General features: G+C 62.6%; 12 protein-coding genes. 9 read left to right on the forward strand and 3 right to left on the reverse strand.

Annotated elements, in window-relative coordinates:
* Window positions 1–270: 270 nt before the first annotated feature.
* Both LMTR21_RS12900 and LMTR21_RS12905 read left to right on the forward strand, forming a co-directional pair.
* Window positions 271–1,458 (forward strand): fumarylacetoacetate hydrolase family protein, encoded by a 1,188-nt coding sequence (locus tag LMTR21_RS12900; protein WP_084030334.1) that lies wholly within the window; start codon window positions 271–273, stop codon window positions 1,456–1,458.
* Window positions 1,459–1,512: 54 nt separating this feature from the next.
* Window positions 1,513–2,682 carry a Gfo/Idh/MocA family protein gene (locus LMTR21_RS12905; RefSeq protein ID WP_065749950.1) on the forward strand — a complete coding sequence of 390 codons (1,170 nt, stop codon included), beginning with the start codon at window positions 1,513–1,515 and terminating at the stop codon, window positions 2,680–2,682.
* Between the two features lie 93 nt (window positions 2,683–2,775).
* On the opposite strand, the gene LMTR21_RS12910 is transcribed toward LMTR21_RS12905, so the two are convergent.
* Together LMTR21_RS12910 and LMTR21_RS12915 are read right to left on the reverse strand one after the other, a co-directional pair.
* Window positions 2,776–4,086: an ABC transporter substrate-binding protein gene (locus LMTR21_RS12910; RefSeq protein ID WP_065749951.1), complete on the reverse strand. Its 1,311-nt coding sequence runs from the start codon at window positions 4,084–4,086 to the stop codon at window positions 2,776–2,778.
* Window positions 4,087–4,253: 167 nt separating this feature from the next.
* Window positions 4,254–5,225, reverse strand: a complete 972-nt coding sequence (locus tag LMTR21_RS12915; protein ID WP_065750350.1) for a LysR family transcriptional regulator — start codon at window positions 5,223–5,225, stop codon at window positions 4,254–4,256.
* A gap of 151 nt (window positions 5,226–5,376) precedes the next feature.
* Here LMTR21_RS12915 and LMTR21_RS12920 point away from each other — a divergent pair, with 151 nt between their 5' ends.
* From LMTR21_RS12920 to cbbX, 7 genes are all read left to right on the forward strand, one after another.
* The gene (locus LMTR21_RS12920; protein ID WP_065749952.1) at window positions 5,377–6,414 is read left to right on the forward strand and encodes a class 1 fructose-bisphosphatase; all 1,038 of its coding nucleotides are present in this window, start codon (window positions 5,377–5,379) and stop codon (window positions 6,412–6,414) included.
* A 13-nt stretch (window positions 6,415–6,427) separates the two neighbouring features.
* Window positions 6,428–7,303, forward strand: coding sequence for a phosphoribulokinase (locus tag LMTR21_RS12925; protein ID WP_065749953.1), 876 nt, complete (start codon window positions 6,428–6,430; stop codon window positions 7,301–7,303).
* Window positions 7,300–9,339, forward strand: a complete 2,040-nt coding sequence (gene tkt, locus LMTR21_RS12930) for a transketolase (RefSeq protein WP_065749954.1) — start codon at window positions 7,300–7,302, stop codon at window positions 9,337–9,339. Before LMTR21_RS12925 ends, tkt begins: the two co-directional genes overlap by 4 nt.
* Before the next feature lie 37 nt (window positions 9,340–9,376).
* Window positions 9,377–10,462, forward strand: a complete 1,086-nt coding sequence (fba, locus tag LMTR21_RS12935) for a class II fructose-bisphosphate aldolase (protein WP_065749955.1) — start codon at window positions 9,377–9,379, stop codon at window positions 10,460–10,462.
* A gap of 55 nt (window positions 10,463–10,517) precedes the next feature.
* Entirely contained in the window at window positions 10,518–11,978 is a 1,461-nt protein-coding gene (locus LMTR21_RS12940) for a form I ribulose bisphosphate carboxylase large subunit (protein WP_057857680.1), read from the forward strand.
* 12 nt (window positions 11,979–11,990) lie between these two features.
* Entirely contained in the window at window positions 11,991–12,410 is a 420-nt protein-coding gene (locus LMTR21_RS12945) for a ribulose bisphosphate carboxylase small subunit (protein ID WP_065749956.1), read from the forward strand.
* Between the two features lie 144 nt (window positions 12,411–12,554).
* On the forward strand, window positions 12,555–13,463 hold the full coding sequence (gene cbbX, locus LMTR21_RS12950; protein ID WP_065750351.1) for a CbbX protein: 909 nt from the start codon (window positions 12,555–12,557) through the stop codon (window positions 13,461–13,463).
* Here cbbX and LMTR21_RS12955 read toward each other — a convergent pair.
* Window positions 13,460–13,933: an Lrp/AsnC family transcriptional regulator gene (locus LMTR21_RS12955; protein WP_057857635.1), complete on the reverse strand. Its 474-nt coding sequence runs from the start codon at window positions 13,931–13,933 to the stop codon at window positions 13,460–13,462. The two genes, cbbX and LMTR21_RS12955, sit on opposite strands and share 4 nt — an antisense overlap.
* Window positions 13,934–13,950 lie beyond the last annotated feature (17 nt).

A 13,950-nucleotide genomic window follows, 5' to 3' on the forward strand; every position in this document is an offset into this window, starting at 1 on the left:
TAGTTCGGCACGACCTGTGCCGCATCGAACGCCCTGACATCGAAGGCCCATCGAAGCTTTTGCACAATCGCCTTCCACGGCGGGTTGCCGCGCGTGCAGGCGGTTGTACTTGGCCAATTGTCTGATTTTGCATGCTGCGGCGCGATGAGCCTTGTCGGGGCGGCCGCGGCGAAAGGCAGAGCTTCCCCGAAGGTGTTGACCCGTAGAGCAGTTCCCTTTTTATGGACGATGCTGCCCTGACCGGACCGCCCCTTTGCGAGGATTTCCACGATGCCAATCTCTACTGACGCCGCTTTTATTCTGCCCGACGATTTCGCCGGCGCTGCACTGATGGGGCGGATCTGGCGTCCTGACCTTGCCGCGCCGTCGGTGGTCGCGATTCGTCAGGATGGCGTATTCGACATCACCGACGAATTTCCTACCGCCAGCCAACTTGCCGCCGTTGCCGATCCGGCCGGGGCGCTGCGCGCCGCGCGTGGCGAGCGGGTTAGCGCGCTGCAGGATCTCCTGAACAATACGCCGCCCGATACGCGCGATTCGACCAAGCCATGGTTGCTGGCCCCGATCGACCTGCAGGTGATCAAGGCCGCCGGCGTCACCTTCGCCGTCTCGATGCTGGAGCGGGTGATTGAGGAGCGGGCGCGCGGCAATCCCGACTCGGCGGAGGCGATCCGGGCCGAGGTGACGCGGATCGTCGGCACCGACCTGTCGCAATTGAAACCGGGCTCAGCCGAAGCGCAGCACGTGAAGGACGTGCTGGTTTCGCAAAATGCCTGGAGCCAGTATCTCGAAGTCGGCATCGGCCCGGACGCCGAGGTGTTCACCAAGGCGCCCGTGCTGTCGGCGGTCGGCACCTGCGTGGATGCGGGCCTGCATCCGAAATCGACCTGGAATAATCCGGAGCCCGAGGTCGTGCTGGTGGTAGCCAGCGATGGCCGGATCGTCGGCGCCACGCTCGGCAACGATGTCAATCTGCGCGACTTCGAGGGACGCTCGGCGCTGCTGTTGTCCAAGGCCAAGGACAACAACGCGTCCTGCGCCATCGGTCCGTTCGTGCGCTTCTTCGACGCAGGCTTCACGCTCGACGATGTCAGGAGGATGGATATCTCGCTGGAGGTGAAGGGGCCGGAAGGTTTTGTCCTGCACGGCGCATCCTCGCTGACGAAGATCAGCCGCGACCCGGCCGACATCGTCGGTCAGACGATCAACGAGAACCATCAATATCCCGACGGCTTCGTGCTCTTCCTCGGCACGATGTTCGCGCCGATCCAGGACCGCTTTGCGAAGGGGCAGGGGTTCACCCACGTGGTCGGGGATCTCGTGACGGTTGCGACGCCGAAGCTCGGCCGGCTGACCAACCGGATGCGCCACAGTGGCGATTGCGAGCGATGGCAGTTCGGCCTGACCGATCTCTTCGCCGCATTGATGCGCCGGAAGGCTGGCCGAAGCAGCAACTAGCTGCGAGCCGCGCAGCAACAGGGTCTTGGCTGACAACCCGGAGACATTCCGCAGATGGCGAAAATCAGAATCGGCCTGGCCGGCTGCGGCTTTGTGTCCGAGCTGCATATGCATGCCTATCGCCGCGTTTACGGCGTGAATGTCGAAGTCCGGGCCGTTGCGGCGAGAGGCGATCATGTCGTCGAGTTTGCCCGCCGCCACCAGATCCCGACGGTCTATCGCAGCTTCCGCGACCTGATCGCCGACGCTGATCTCGACGTCATCGACATCTGCACGCCGCCCAATCTGCACACCTCGATGATCGTGGATGCGATGCAGGCCGGCAAACACGTCATCTGCGAAAAACCGTTCGCCGGCTATTTTGGCCGGGATGACGACAAGACACCGATCGGCAAGCATGTGCCGAAGGCATTGATGTATGAGCGCGTGCTGGAGGAGATGGAGAATACCCGCGCAGCGATCGAACAGACCGGCAGGCTCTTCATGTATGCCGAGGACTGGATCTACGCGCCGGCGGTGACCAAGACCGTGGAGATCCTGAAAGCCAGCAAAGACAAGATCCTGTTCATGAAGGGGGAAGAGAGCCATTCCGGCTCGCATGCCGCGCATGCCGCCCAATGGGCGATGACCGGCGGCGGCTCGTTGATCCGGATGGGATGCCATCCGCTGTCGGCGGTGCTCTATCTCAAGCAGGTGGAGGCGAAGGCGCGCGGCGAGACGATCGGTGTGGCCAGCGTGACGTGTGACGTCGGCAATGTCACGGCATGCCTGCGCCCCGACGAACGTTCCGTGCTCAAGGCCAATCCCGTCGATGTCGAGGATTGGGGCGTGCTCACGGCCACGTTCTCGGACGGCACCAAGGCCACGGTGTTTTCCGGCGACATGATCCTCGGCGGCGTCCGCAACCTGATCGAAACCTACACCAGCAGCGGCTCGCTGTTCGCCAACATCACGCCGAACACGCACATGATGAGCTATCAGACCAGCGAGGAGAAGCTCGCCAACGTCTACATTACCGAGAAGGTCGACCGGAAGACCGGCTGGCAATACATCTGCCTCGAGGAAGAGTGGACGCGAGGCTATACGCAGGAAATCCAGGATTTCATGGAATGCGTCGCCACCGGCCGCCAGCCGCTCTCGGATCTGGCGCTGGCTTTCGAGACCATCAAGGTCAACTACGCCGGCTATTGGGCAGCGGAGGAGGGGCGGCGAGTTACGCTGTGAGGCGCTGTGGCGGCGGCGTCCTTACCTCGCCCCGCAAGAGCGGGGCGAGGTGGCGCAGCCTTGACGCGGCTGCTATTCGACATTCTATCGCGATTAGCTCGAATACACCGATGATTTCGGCAGCGGGAATACGGGGTCCTGCGTTCTGATATTGGTCGGCCAGACCACCGAGATGTGCTCGCCGGCATTCTGCATCACCACCGGCGTCGAGCGCTCATTCTGGCCGGAGAGCGGCGTGCCGGGCCGATAGAATTTCACGCCATAGCCCTGGATGGTGCCGCCCGCCGGGATGTCGACATCGAGCGCCGCCTTGCGAATGGCTTCGGGATCGAAGCCGCCATACTTCTCCTTGGCCTCGGGCAGCACGCTGTTGAGCAGGATCCAGGTCTGATTGAAGCCCATCGAGCAGTGCGGCGGAACATCGGTTGCGTTGGTCTTCTCCTTGTAGCGCGCGACCATGATTTTCGTGAGATCGCCGATTCCGGGCGCGAGCTTCGAGGCATCGAGCAATTGCGCCGGCACCGGATCGATATTGCAGAAATTATCGATATCCGCAGCAAACGCCGCGCGCAGCTTGTCAAGCTGGCTATAGCCCGCTCCGTTGCCAAACAGCATCTTGAACCGAAGGCCATTCTCGCGTGCCTGCCGGAGGAACAGGGTGATGTCGGGATTGTAACCGGCGTGCGAGATCACGTCTGCCCTGGCGCGTTTGAGCTTGGTGACGAGTACCGAGAGATCTGGTGCGGATGCCGAATAACCTTCCTTGAGCACAACCTGGAGGCCCGCCTCCTTGCAATAGGCCTCATCGGCAGCGGCGACGCCGACCCCATAGGGACCATCCTCGTGGATCAGCGCGATCCTGACGTCCTTGGGCTCCATGCCGAGCTTGGCCTTGGCATGCTCGGTGATGAAGCTCGCAAAGGCCTGGCCATACTGGTCGGAATGAATTTGCGCGCGGAAGACGTATTGCAGGTTCTTGTCCTTGAACACGGCGGTCGAAACCGCAGTCGTGATCCAGAGGATCTTCTTCTGCTGCTCGACCTTGGCCGCGAGCGGGACCGCGTGCGAACTCGCGTACACGCCGTTGATGATGTCGATCTTCTCCTGGTCGATCAGGCGATTGGCCTCATTGATCGCGACATCGGGCTTGCTTTGGGAATCCGCGGCGATAGCGGCAACCTTGTACTTGCCGCCGATGCCGCCTTTTTCGTTGACGAGGTCGATGGCGATCTGCGCGCCGATCGAGGAGGCGACCGAGCCGCCTGCGGCAAAGGGACCGGTCAGATCGTAGATCAGGCCGATGCGGACTGTTTCGGCTTGCGCCTGCGCGCGGGTCCAATCGAAGGTGAATGCAGCGGCGGCGGCCGCGGAAGTCTTCAGCAGTGTTCTGCGTGAAGTCGGCATCGTTTCCTCCCTTTTTTATCTGTCGTCGGGACTGCTTGCCCGCGCTTTTTGGCCAAGTATTTGGAGAAGAGGGCAGGATGTCAACCTGTCGGCGATTGGCCCGGTGGCGTGCCGGAATGATGGCGCTCAGACTTTCGTCGCATCATTCGGAATGCATCGCACCATCGTCACCGCCGCTTGCCGCGGGCCGACGTCCGGGTGAGCCTGATCCGGCCGTGGGTACGCGGCAGGAATTGCGCGCCGCGGGCGCTGAGGAATTCCAGCATGGCGCGCGCCGGCGGCAGCAGGATCTTGTCCTTTCGCGACAGGGCGAACCATTGCCGGACAATAGGAAGGCCGACCACATCCAGCGTGACCAGCCGCCGCTCGTCGAGTTCGGTGGCGACCGTATGCGCCGAAATAAACGCAATGCCGAGCCCGGCGATCACCGCTTGCTTGATCGTTTCATTGCTGCTCATCGCCATGCCGATGTTCGGGCGTATTCCCGCCGTCTCGAACAATTGCTCCATCAGGCCGCGCGTCCCCGAGCCAGGCTCGCGCGTCAGGAACGTCTCGTTGGCGAGGTCGCTCGCCGCGATGCGGGATTTTCGTGCCAGGCGGTGGCTGGTCGGCGCGATGATGACATGCGGATGATCTCCGATCGGATAGACATCCATGTCGATGTCGGCCGGCGGGCGGCCCATGATCGCGAAGTCGAGATCGTAACCGCGTAGCGCCGTACCGATCTCCTGGCGGTTTCCGATCGAGAGCGTGACATCGATGTTCGGATGCAGTTTCGAGAATCCCGAGATCATGAACGGCACGAAATATTTCGCGGTGCTGACGGCACCGATCGAGATACGTCCCGCGGTCTTTCCCGCGATCATCTCGAGCGAAGTTTCGCAATCCGCAATCGCCGCATCGATGCGCTCGGCGAGCGTCAGCACCTCGCGCCCGGCGTCGGTCAGCAGCATGCCGTCATTGGTGCGCTGGATCAGGGGCACGCCTGCAATCTCCTGCAGATTGCGAATCTGCAGCGTGACGGCCGGCTGCGTCAGGTGAAGCCGCTTGGCCGCCGCCGTGACCGATCGATCGTCGTGAACGGCTGCCAGCGCGCGCAACTGGCGAATGGTCAATTCCCGCCGAAACCTGTTTGCCATGGGCCTGTCCATATAAGAAAAACTTTGGCAAAGCCAAAGATAAGAAAATTTCACTAATTTTGCAAACTGGATTGTTGTTAGGCGCGGAGTGCGGATGGGCGCGCGACGCTTTGCAATCGCCCCGAAAGCGGGCGCCAAACGGGGAACGGCCATGGGCGCACGCGTGACCTTGTGCTCGCATCTTGATCAGACGGGATCGGAGACACCGGCCGGACCGGCCGTGTCCACCGTGATTGAAGCGATCGCTACTGCTGCGATCGGCCTTGCCGATCTCATTGCCGACGGACCGCTGGCGGGCATTACCGGAAAAACCGATGGCGTCAACTCCGACGGCGACTATCAGCGGGATATCGATCTCGCCGCCGACGGGATGATGCGCGCAGCGTTACGCAGGTCGCCAGTCGCCGCCGTCCTGTCAGAGGAATCGGAACTGCCGGAAGTGTTCGATGCCAAGGCGTCGCTCTGCGTCGCGATCGATCCGCTCGACGGGTCTGCCAACCTCGAAAACAACATTTCCGTCGGAACCATCTTTTCGATCAGATCGCGCGGCAACGACATTGTCTCCACTTTCTTCGAACCCGGCACCGCGCAGTGCGCGGCAGGTTTCGTGGTCTACGGCCCGCAAACGACGCTGGTGCTGGCATTCGACGAGCGCGTCGACATCTTCATTCTGGACCGGCGTGCGAGGGAGTTCCTGCTGATCGCGCGCCGCGTCAGGATCGCGCCCGACACGCCTGAATTCGCCATCAACGCCTCGAACCGCCGGCACTGGCACGGACCGGTGCGCACCTATATCGACGAGTGCCTGGCCGGCATCAATGGCGGCTGCGCGGCCGATTTCAACATGCGGTGGATCGGCTCACTGGTCGCGGAGTCGCTTCGCATTCTCGTTCGCGGCGGCGTGTTCCTGTACCCGGCGGATGCGCGGCCAGCCTATCGCGAGGGACGTCTTCGCCTGCTTTACGAGGCGCATCCGATGGCGCTGGTGATGGAGTGGGCGGGCGGTGCCGCGACCACCGGCCGCCGGCGCATCCTTGAGGTTTCGGCGAAAACGCCGCACCAGCGGGTGCCGCTGATCATGGGATCGATGCGTGGCGTTCGCGACATCACCGCCATTCATGAAGGCACTCAGCCGATGTTCGACAACAGCGACGCGCCGCTATTCGCGCGGCGCGGCCTGTTTCGCTGACCGGGAAGAGCAGATGTCGCGCAGCTACCCCATCATATCGATCACGGGCTCATCCGGCGCCGGCACGACGTCGGTGAAGAAGACGTTCGAAAACATCTTCCGCCGCGAGAACGTCGCCGCCGCCTATGTCGAGGGCGACGCCTTCCATCGCTACAACCGCTTTGAGATGCGCACGAAAATGGCCGAGGAAGCCGAGCGCGGCAACAAGCATTTCAGCCATTTCAGCCCGGAAACCAATCTGTTCGAGGAACTGGAAAAGCTGTTCCGAGACTACGGCGAGTCCGGGACGGGCACCACGCGGCACTACGTCCATGACGATGAGGAAGCAAGACTGTACGGCGCAAAACCGGGCACGTTCACCGAATGGACGCCGCTGCCGGAAAACTCCGATCTGCTGTTCTATGAAGGCCTGCATGGCGCTGTCGTGACCGACAAGGTCAATATCGCGCAACATGCCGACCTCAAGATCGGCGTCGTTCCCGTCATCAATCTGGAATGGATCCAGAAGCTGCATCGCGACCGCCGCGACCGCGGCTACACCGCGGAAGCGGTGACGGACACCATCCTGCGGCGGATGCCTGATTACGTGAACTACATCTGTCCGCAGTTCACCGAGACCGACATCAACTTCCAGCGGGTGCCGACCGTCGATACGTCGAATCCCTTCATCGCGCGCTGGATACCGACGCCGGATGAATCGATGGTGGTGATCCGGCTGAAGAATCCGCGCGGCATCGATTTTCCCTATCTGCTGTCGATGATCCCGAACAGCTTCATGTCGCGCGCCAACTCGATCGTGATCCATGGCTCAAAACTCGATCTCGCCATGCAGCTCATTCTCACCCCGCTGATCCTGCAACTGATGGAACGTAAGAGGCGCATGATATGACCGATCTAGCTCTATCCCGCGTTGCCAACGATTCGGCTGTTTCGCATGCTGAAATGGCGAACGCGATCCGCTTCCTGGCCATCGACGCCGTCGAGAAGGCGAAGTCCGGTCATCCCGGCATGCCGATGGGCATGGCGGATGTCGCCACCGTGCTGTTCTCGCGTTTCCTCAAGTTCGATGCCACCGATCCGGCATGGCCGGATCGCGACCGGTTCGTGCTCTCGGCCGGTCACGGCTCGATGCTCCTGTATGCGCTGCTGCATCTGACCGGCTACGAGGGTGTGACAGCGGACGAGCTGCGGGCGTTCCGGCAGTGGGGATCGAAAACCCCCGGCCATCCCGAGTACGGACATACGCCGGGCGTCGAAACGACCACGGGCCCGCTGGGGCAGGGGATTGCCACGGCGGTCGGCATGGCGCTGGCGGAGCGTCTGATGAATGCACGCTTCGGCGATGATCTCGTCGATCACTATACTTACGTGATCGCCGGCGACGGCTGTCTGATGGAGGGCCTCAGCCACGAAGCGATTTCGCTGGCGGGGCACCTCAGGCTCAGCCGCTTGATCGTGCTCTACGACGACAACGAGATTTCGATCGACGGCTCCACGTCGCTGTCATGCTCGGATGACCAGCTTGCGCGCTTCAAGGCGTCCGGCTGGTCGGCGGTCCGGATCGATGGCCATGACCCCGAGGCGATTGCGGCAGCCATCCGCCGCGCCCGGCAGAGCGACCGGCCATCCCTGATTGCCTGCCGCACGGTGATCGCTTTCGGCGCGCCGAACCGGCAGGGGACCGAAAAGGCGCATGGCGCGCCGCTCGGAGCCGATGAAATCGAGAAAACGCGCGGCGCGTTGAACTGGCCGCACGCGCCATTTGAGGTTCCGGAAGCCGTCCTCGATGCCTGGCGCGAAATCGGTGCGCAGGGACATGCCTCCCGGCGCGCCTGGGTCGAGCGGAGCCGTCGGGTCAATTCGGCGGGACGCTCGCCGTTTCACGATGCGCTGAACCGGAATTTGCCCTGCGGATATGCCGGGCTCATGGCGCAGTTACGGGAACAGTTCGGCAGCGAACGGCCTGACATCGCCACCCGGCAAGCCTCGCAACTGGTAATCGACGTGATCGCCGAAGCGTTGCCGAATCTCCTCGGCGGCTCGGCTGATCTTACCCATTCGAACCTGACGCGCGCCAAGACGCAGCAGCCGGTGCGGGCCGATGCGCTCGAGGGCAGCTATATCCATTATGGCATCCGCGAGCATGCGATGGCGGCCGCGATGAACGGGATCGCGCTGCACGGCGGCTTTATTCCCTATGGCGGCACGTTTCTCAGCTTCGCCGACTACAGCCGGCCGGCGATCAGGCTGGCGGCGTTGATGGGCGTCCGCGTCATCCACGTCATGACGCATGACTCGATCGGCCTGGGCGAGGACGGTCCGACGCATCAGCCGGTCGAGCATCTGGCGTCGCTGCGGGCGATTCCGAACTTGCTGGTATTTCGGCCCGGTGATGCCGTCGAGACCGCGGAGGCGTGGGACTGCGCGTTACGCTCGCAGGGAGCTCCGTCGGTGCTGTGCCTATCGCGGCAAGCGGTCCCGACGTTCCGCGAAGTGGTTGACGAAACCAATCTGGTCGCGTTCGGCGCCTACGTCGTCGTTGAACCGGAGGCCGGCCGCGATGTAACTCTGATCGCAACGGGCTCCGAAGTATCGATCGCGCTCGAGGCGGCAATATTGCTCGAGAAAGACAACGTCCGCGCCGCGGTGGTCTCGGCGCCATGCTTCGACCTGTTCCGCCAGCAATCCCGCGAATACCGGACCGCCGTTCTGGGGCGCGTTCCCCGGGTCGGTCTCGAGGCCGCGGTCGAAGGCGACTGGGCGCGCTGGCTTGGCGATGGCGGCGAATTCGTCGGCATGACCGGCTTTGGAGCATCCGCGCCGGCCGAGACGCTCTACCGCGAGTTCGGCATCACGCCGGAGGCCGTTGCGACCGCCGCCATGCGTTGCTTGGCCCGCACCAGAATGACGGCGACCTACGCATGACGCTGAACGTAACGCCGAACCCGAGAAGGAGCCGCCGATGGCCAGAATCACGTTGAGGCAATTGCTGGATCATGCCGCCGAGCATGGCTACGGCGTGCCGGCATTCAATATCAACAATATGGAGCAGGGGCTCGCGATCATGGAAGCGGCGGCGGCTGCCGATGCGCCCGTGATCATCCAGGCCTCGCGGGGCGCGCGCTCCTACGCCAATGACATCATGCTGTCGAAGATGATCGACGCGCTGGAGGAGATGCATCCTCAGATTCCGATCTGCCTGCACCAAGACCACGGCAACGAGGAATCGACCTGCGCCACCGCGCTTCAGCACGGCTTCACCTCCGTGATGATGGACGGTTCGCTGAAAGCGGACGCCAAGACCGCGGCGGATTACGACTACAACGTCGACATCACCCGCCGCGTCGTCGAACTGGCGCATTGGATCGGAGCCTCAGTAGAGGGCGAACTCGGCGTGCTCGGCTCGCTCGAACATGGCGGCGGCGAACAGGAGGACGGTCACGGCGTCGAAGGCGAGGTCAGCCACGATCAACTGCTGACCGATCCGGATCAGGCCGTCGATTTCGTTCGCGCCACCAAGGTCGATGCGCTGGCGATCGCGATGGGCACCTCGCACGGCGCCTATAAATTCTCGCGCAAGCCGGATGGCGACATTCTTGCCATGCGGGTGGTGGAGGAGATCCATCGCCGGCTGCCCAACACGCATCTGGTGATGCACGGCTCGTCGTCGGTGCCACAGCCGCTGCAGGACGCATTCAACCAGTTCGGCGGCGAGATGCCGCAGACCTGGGGCGTGCCGGTCGAGGAAATCGTCCGCGGCATCAAGCACGGCGTGCGCAAGGTCAATATCGATACCGACTGCAGGCTGGCGATGACGGCGGCGTTCCGCAAGGTCGCAACACAAAACAGAAACGAATTCGATCCGCGAAAATTCCTCAAACCGGCGATGGATGCGCTGCGCGACCTTTGCCGTGATCGGTTCGAGCAATTCGGCACGGCGGGCCACGCCTCGCAAATCAAGGTCATTCCGCTGGCAGAGATGGCCCGGCGCTATCGCTCCGGCGCGCTCGACCCACGGATGGGAGGGATAGCCGATGCCGCAGAATGACCTGACGACGCGTTCGATGCCGACCAGTCGCCGCACACCAGCCAAGGAGGCCGATATGAACATGCACTCGATGACAGTCCGCGGCAAGGATCGCTACAAATCAGGCGTCCTCGAATACAAGAAGATGGGCTATTGGGAGCCCGACTACGAGCCCAAGGACACCGACATCATCGCGCTGTTCCGTGTCACGCCGCAGGACGGGGTCGATCCGATCGAGGCATCGGCAGCGGTCGCCGGCGAATCCTCGACCGCGACCTGGACGGTGGTGTGGACCGACCGTCTGACGGCGGCGGAAAAATATCGCGCAAAATGCTACCGCGTCGATCCCGTACCGAATGCACCGGGACAGTACTTTGCCTACATCGCTTACGACCTCGACCTGTTCGAGCCCGGCTCGATTGCCAATCTGTCGGCCTCGATCATCGGCAACGTGTTCGGCTTCAAGCCGCTGAAGGCGCTGCGGTTGGAGGACATGCGGCTGCCGGTGGCCTACGTCAAGACATTCCAGGGACCGGCGACCGGCATCGTCGTCGAGCGCGAGCGCATGGACAAGTTCGGCCGTCCGCTGCTGGGTGCCACGGTGAAGCCGAAACTCGGCTTGTCCGGCCGCAACTACGGGCGCGTGGTCTACGAGGCGCTGAAGGGTGGTCTCGACTTCACCAAGGACGACGAGAATATCAACTCGCAGCCCTTCATGCATTGGCGTGAGCGGTTTCTCTACTGCATGGAGGCCGTCAACAAGGCGCAGGCCGCGTCCGGCGAGATCAAGGGCACCTATCTCAACGTCACCGCCGGCACCATGGAGGACATGTACGAGCGCGCCGAGTTCGCCAAGGAGCTCGGCTCTGTCATCATCATGATCGACCTGGTGATCGGCTACACCGCGATCCAGTCGATGGCCAAGTGGGCGCGCCGCAATGACATGATCCTGCATCTGCACCGGGCAGGGCATTCCACCTATACGCGGCAGCGCAGCCACGGCGTCTCGTTCCGTGTCATCGCGAAATGGATGCGGCTCGCCGGTGTCGATCACATCCATGCCGGCACGGTGGTCGGCAAGCTGGAAGGCGATCCCGCAACCACGCGCGGCTATTACGATATCTGCCGCGAGGACTATAACCCGACGCGGCTCGAACATGGCGTGTTCTTCGACCAGCATTGGGCAAGCCTCAACAAGATGATGCCGGTGGCCTCGGGCGGCATTCATGCCGGCCAGATGCACCAGTTGCTCGACCATCTCGGCGAGGACGTGGTGTTGCAGTTCGGCGGCGGCACCATCGGCCACCCGATGGGCATCCAGGCGGGCGCTACCGCCAACCGGGTGGCGCTGGAAGCGATGATCCTCGCGCGCAATGAGGGCCGAGACTACGTGCACGAGGGGCCTGAGATTCTTGCCAAGGCGGCAGCGACCTGTACGCCGCTGAAGGCCGCGCTCGAAGTCTGGAAGGACGTCACCTTCAACTACGAATCGACAGACATGCCGGACTATGTGCCGACCGCCAGCGTCGCGATGTAAGGAGCAAAGATCATGCGTATCACTCAAGGATGTTTTTCATTTCTGCCTGATCTTACCGACGAGCAGATCACGCGGCAGGTGCAGTATTGCCTCGGCAAGGGGTGGGCGGTGAACATCGAATTCACCGACGACCCGCATCCGCGCAACAATTTCTGGGAGATGTGGGGCCTGCCGATGTTCGACCTGCCGGATGCCGCGGGCGTGCTGATGGAGCTCAATGAATGCCGCGAGGTCTATGGCGACCGCTACATCCGGATGTCGGCGTACGATTCCAGCCATGGCTGGGAGTCGCTGCGGCTGTCGTTCATCGTCAACCGGCCCAAGGATGAGCCCGGCTTCCGTCTCGAACGTCACGAAGTGGCCGGCCGCAACATCCGCTACACCACGACATCCTATGCCGCCGACCGCCCGGAGGGCCGGCGCTACGGGTAAACGACTCCTCGGGCCGGCGAACGAGTTCTCCCTGATCGTTGCTGCGTTCGCCGGGTTCACTGCTCCGTCGCTGGGCAAGCGGCGACGGAGTTTTTTTGTTTTCCCCGAATACGCGCAAGGCGCGCTGAGGTTCGGCAGATGGATATGGATGTGCCAGCAACCACGGACAGGGTAAGCCTTCGGGAAGAACTCGAGGCCGTCGGCATCGAGGAAATCCTGACGCAGCTCGATCGCGAGCTGATCGGCCTGAAGCCGGTCAAGACGCGAATCCGCGAGATTGCGTCGCTATTGCTGATCGAGCGCATCCGCAAGCGCATGGGACTGACGTCGGAAGCACCGACGCTGCACATGTCGTTTACGGGAAATCCCGGCACCGGAAAGACCACGGTGGCGCTGCGGATCGCCGATATCCTGCACCGGCTCGGCTATGTCCGCCGTGGCCAGGTGGTGTCGGTGACGCGCGACGAGCTGGTCGGGCAATATATCGGCCACACCGCGCCGAAGACCAAGGAGATACTGAAGAAGGCGATGGGCGGCGTGCTGTTCATCGACGAAGCCTATTATCTGTACCGGCCGGACAACGAGCGCGACTACGGCCAGGAGGCGATCGAGATCCTGCTGCAGGTGATGGAATCGCAGCGTGACGATCTGGTGGTGATCCTCGCCGGCTACGGCGACCGGATGGACAAGTTCTTCGCGAGCAATCCCGGCTTCCGGTCACGCATCGCGCACCACATCGATTTTCCCGATTATTCCGACGATGAGCTGATCGACATCGCGGAATTGATGCTGCGGGAGATGAACTACAAGTTCACGCCGGAGGCGCGGGCGGAGTTCGTTCGCTACATTGCGTTGCGCAAGAACCAGCCGCTGTTTTCCAACGCGCGCTCGATCCGCAACGCGCTGGATCGTCTGCGGCTGCGCCAGGCCAATCGTCTCATCGCCGATCTCGACCATGTCCTGACGGTAGACGATATCAGGTCGATTGAGGCTTCGGACGTGCTGGCGAGCCGGGTGTTCGGGAAGGGAGGAAAATCCGCCGAAGCGAATTAGCGCTGTAATGCCGTTTCAGGGATCGCCCTGCGAACCACTTCGCGCATCGCAAAGCTCGAGTGGATGCGTGCGACGCCGGGCATCCGCGAGAGATGCTGCTTGTGGATCCGCTCGAAGTCCGCGATGTCGCGCGCGATCACCTGCAGATGATAGTCATCGCTGCCCGACATCAGGTGGCAGGACACCACGTCGGGACAGCGGGCAATCGCTGCTTCGAACGCGGCGAGATATTCCTCGCTTTGTTTTTCCAGTGTGATGGTGACGACAACCGTCGTGACAAGGCCAAGCGCAGTCGGTTCGAGGTCGGCTCGATAGCCGCGAATGATGCCGGTTTCCTCGAGCTGACGAATGCGACGCGCACAGGCGGTCGGTGACAGTCCGACCTTTTCGGCGAGCTCGATCTGGCTGGCCCGTGCGTCGGAGAGCAACTCAGCCAGAATCCGAAGATCAATACGATCCAGCTCGCTCACGCCGCTATTCTCTAAAA

This window comes from Bradyrhizobium paxllaeri (genome assembly GCF_001693515.2).
GTDB lineage: Bacteria > Pseudomonadota > Alphaproteobacteria > Rhizobiales > Xanthobacteraceae > Bradyrhizobium > Bradyrhizobium paxllaeri.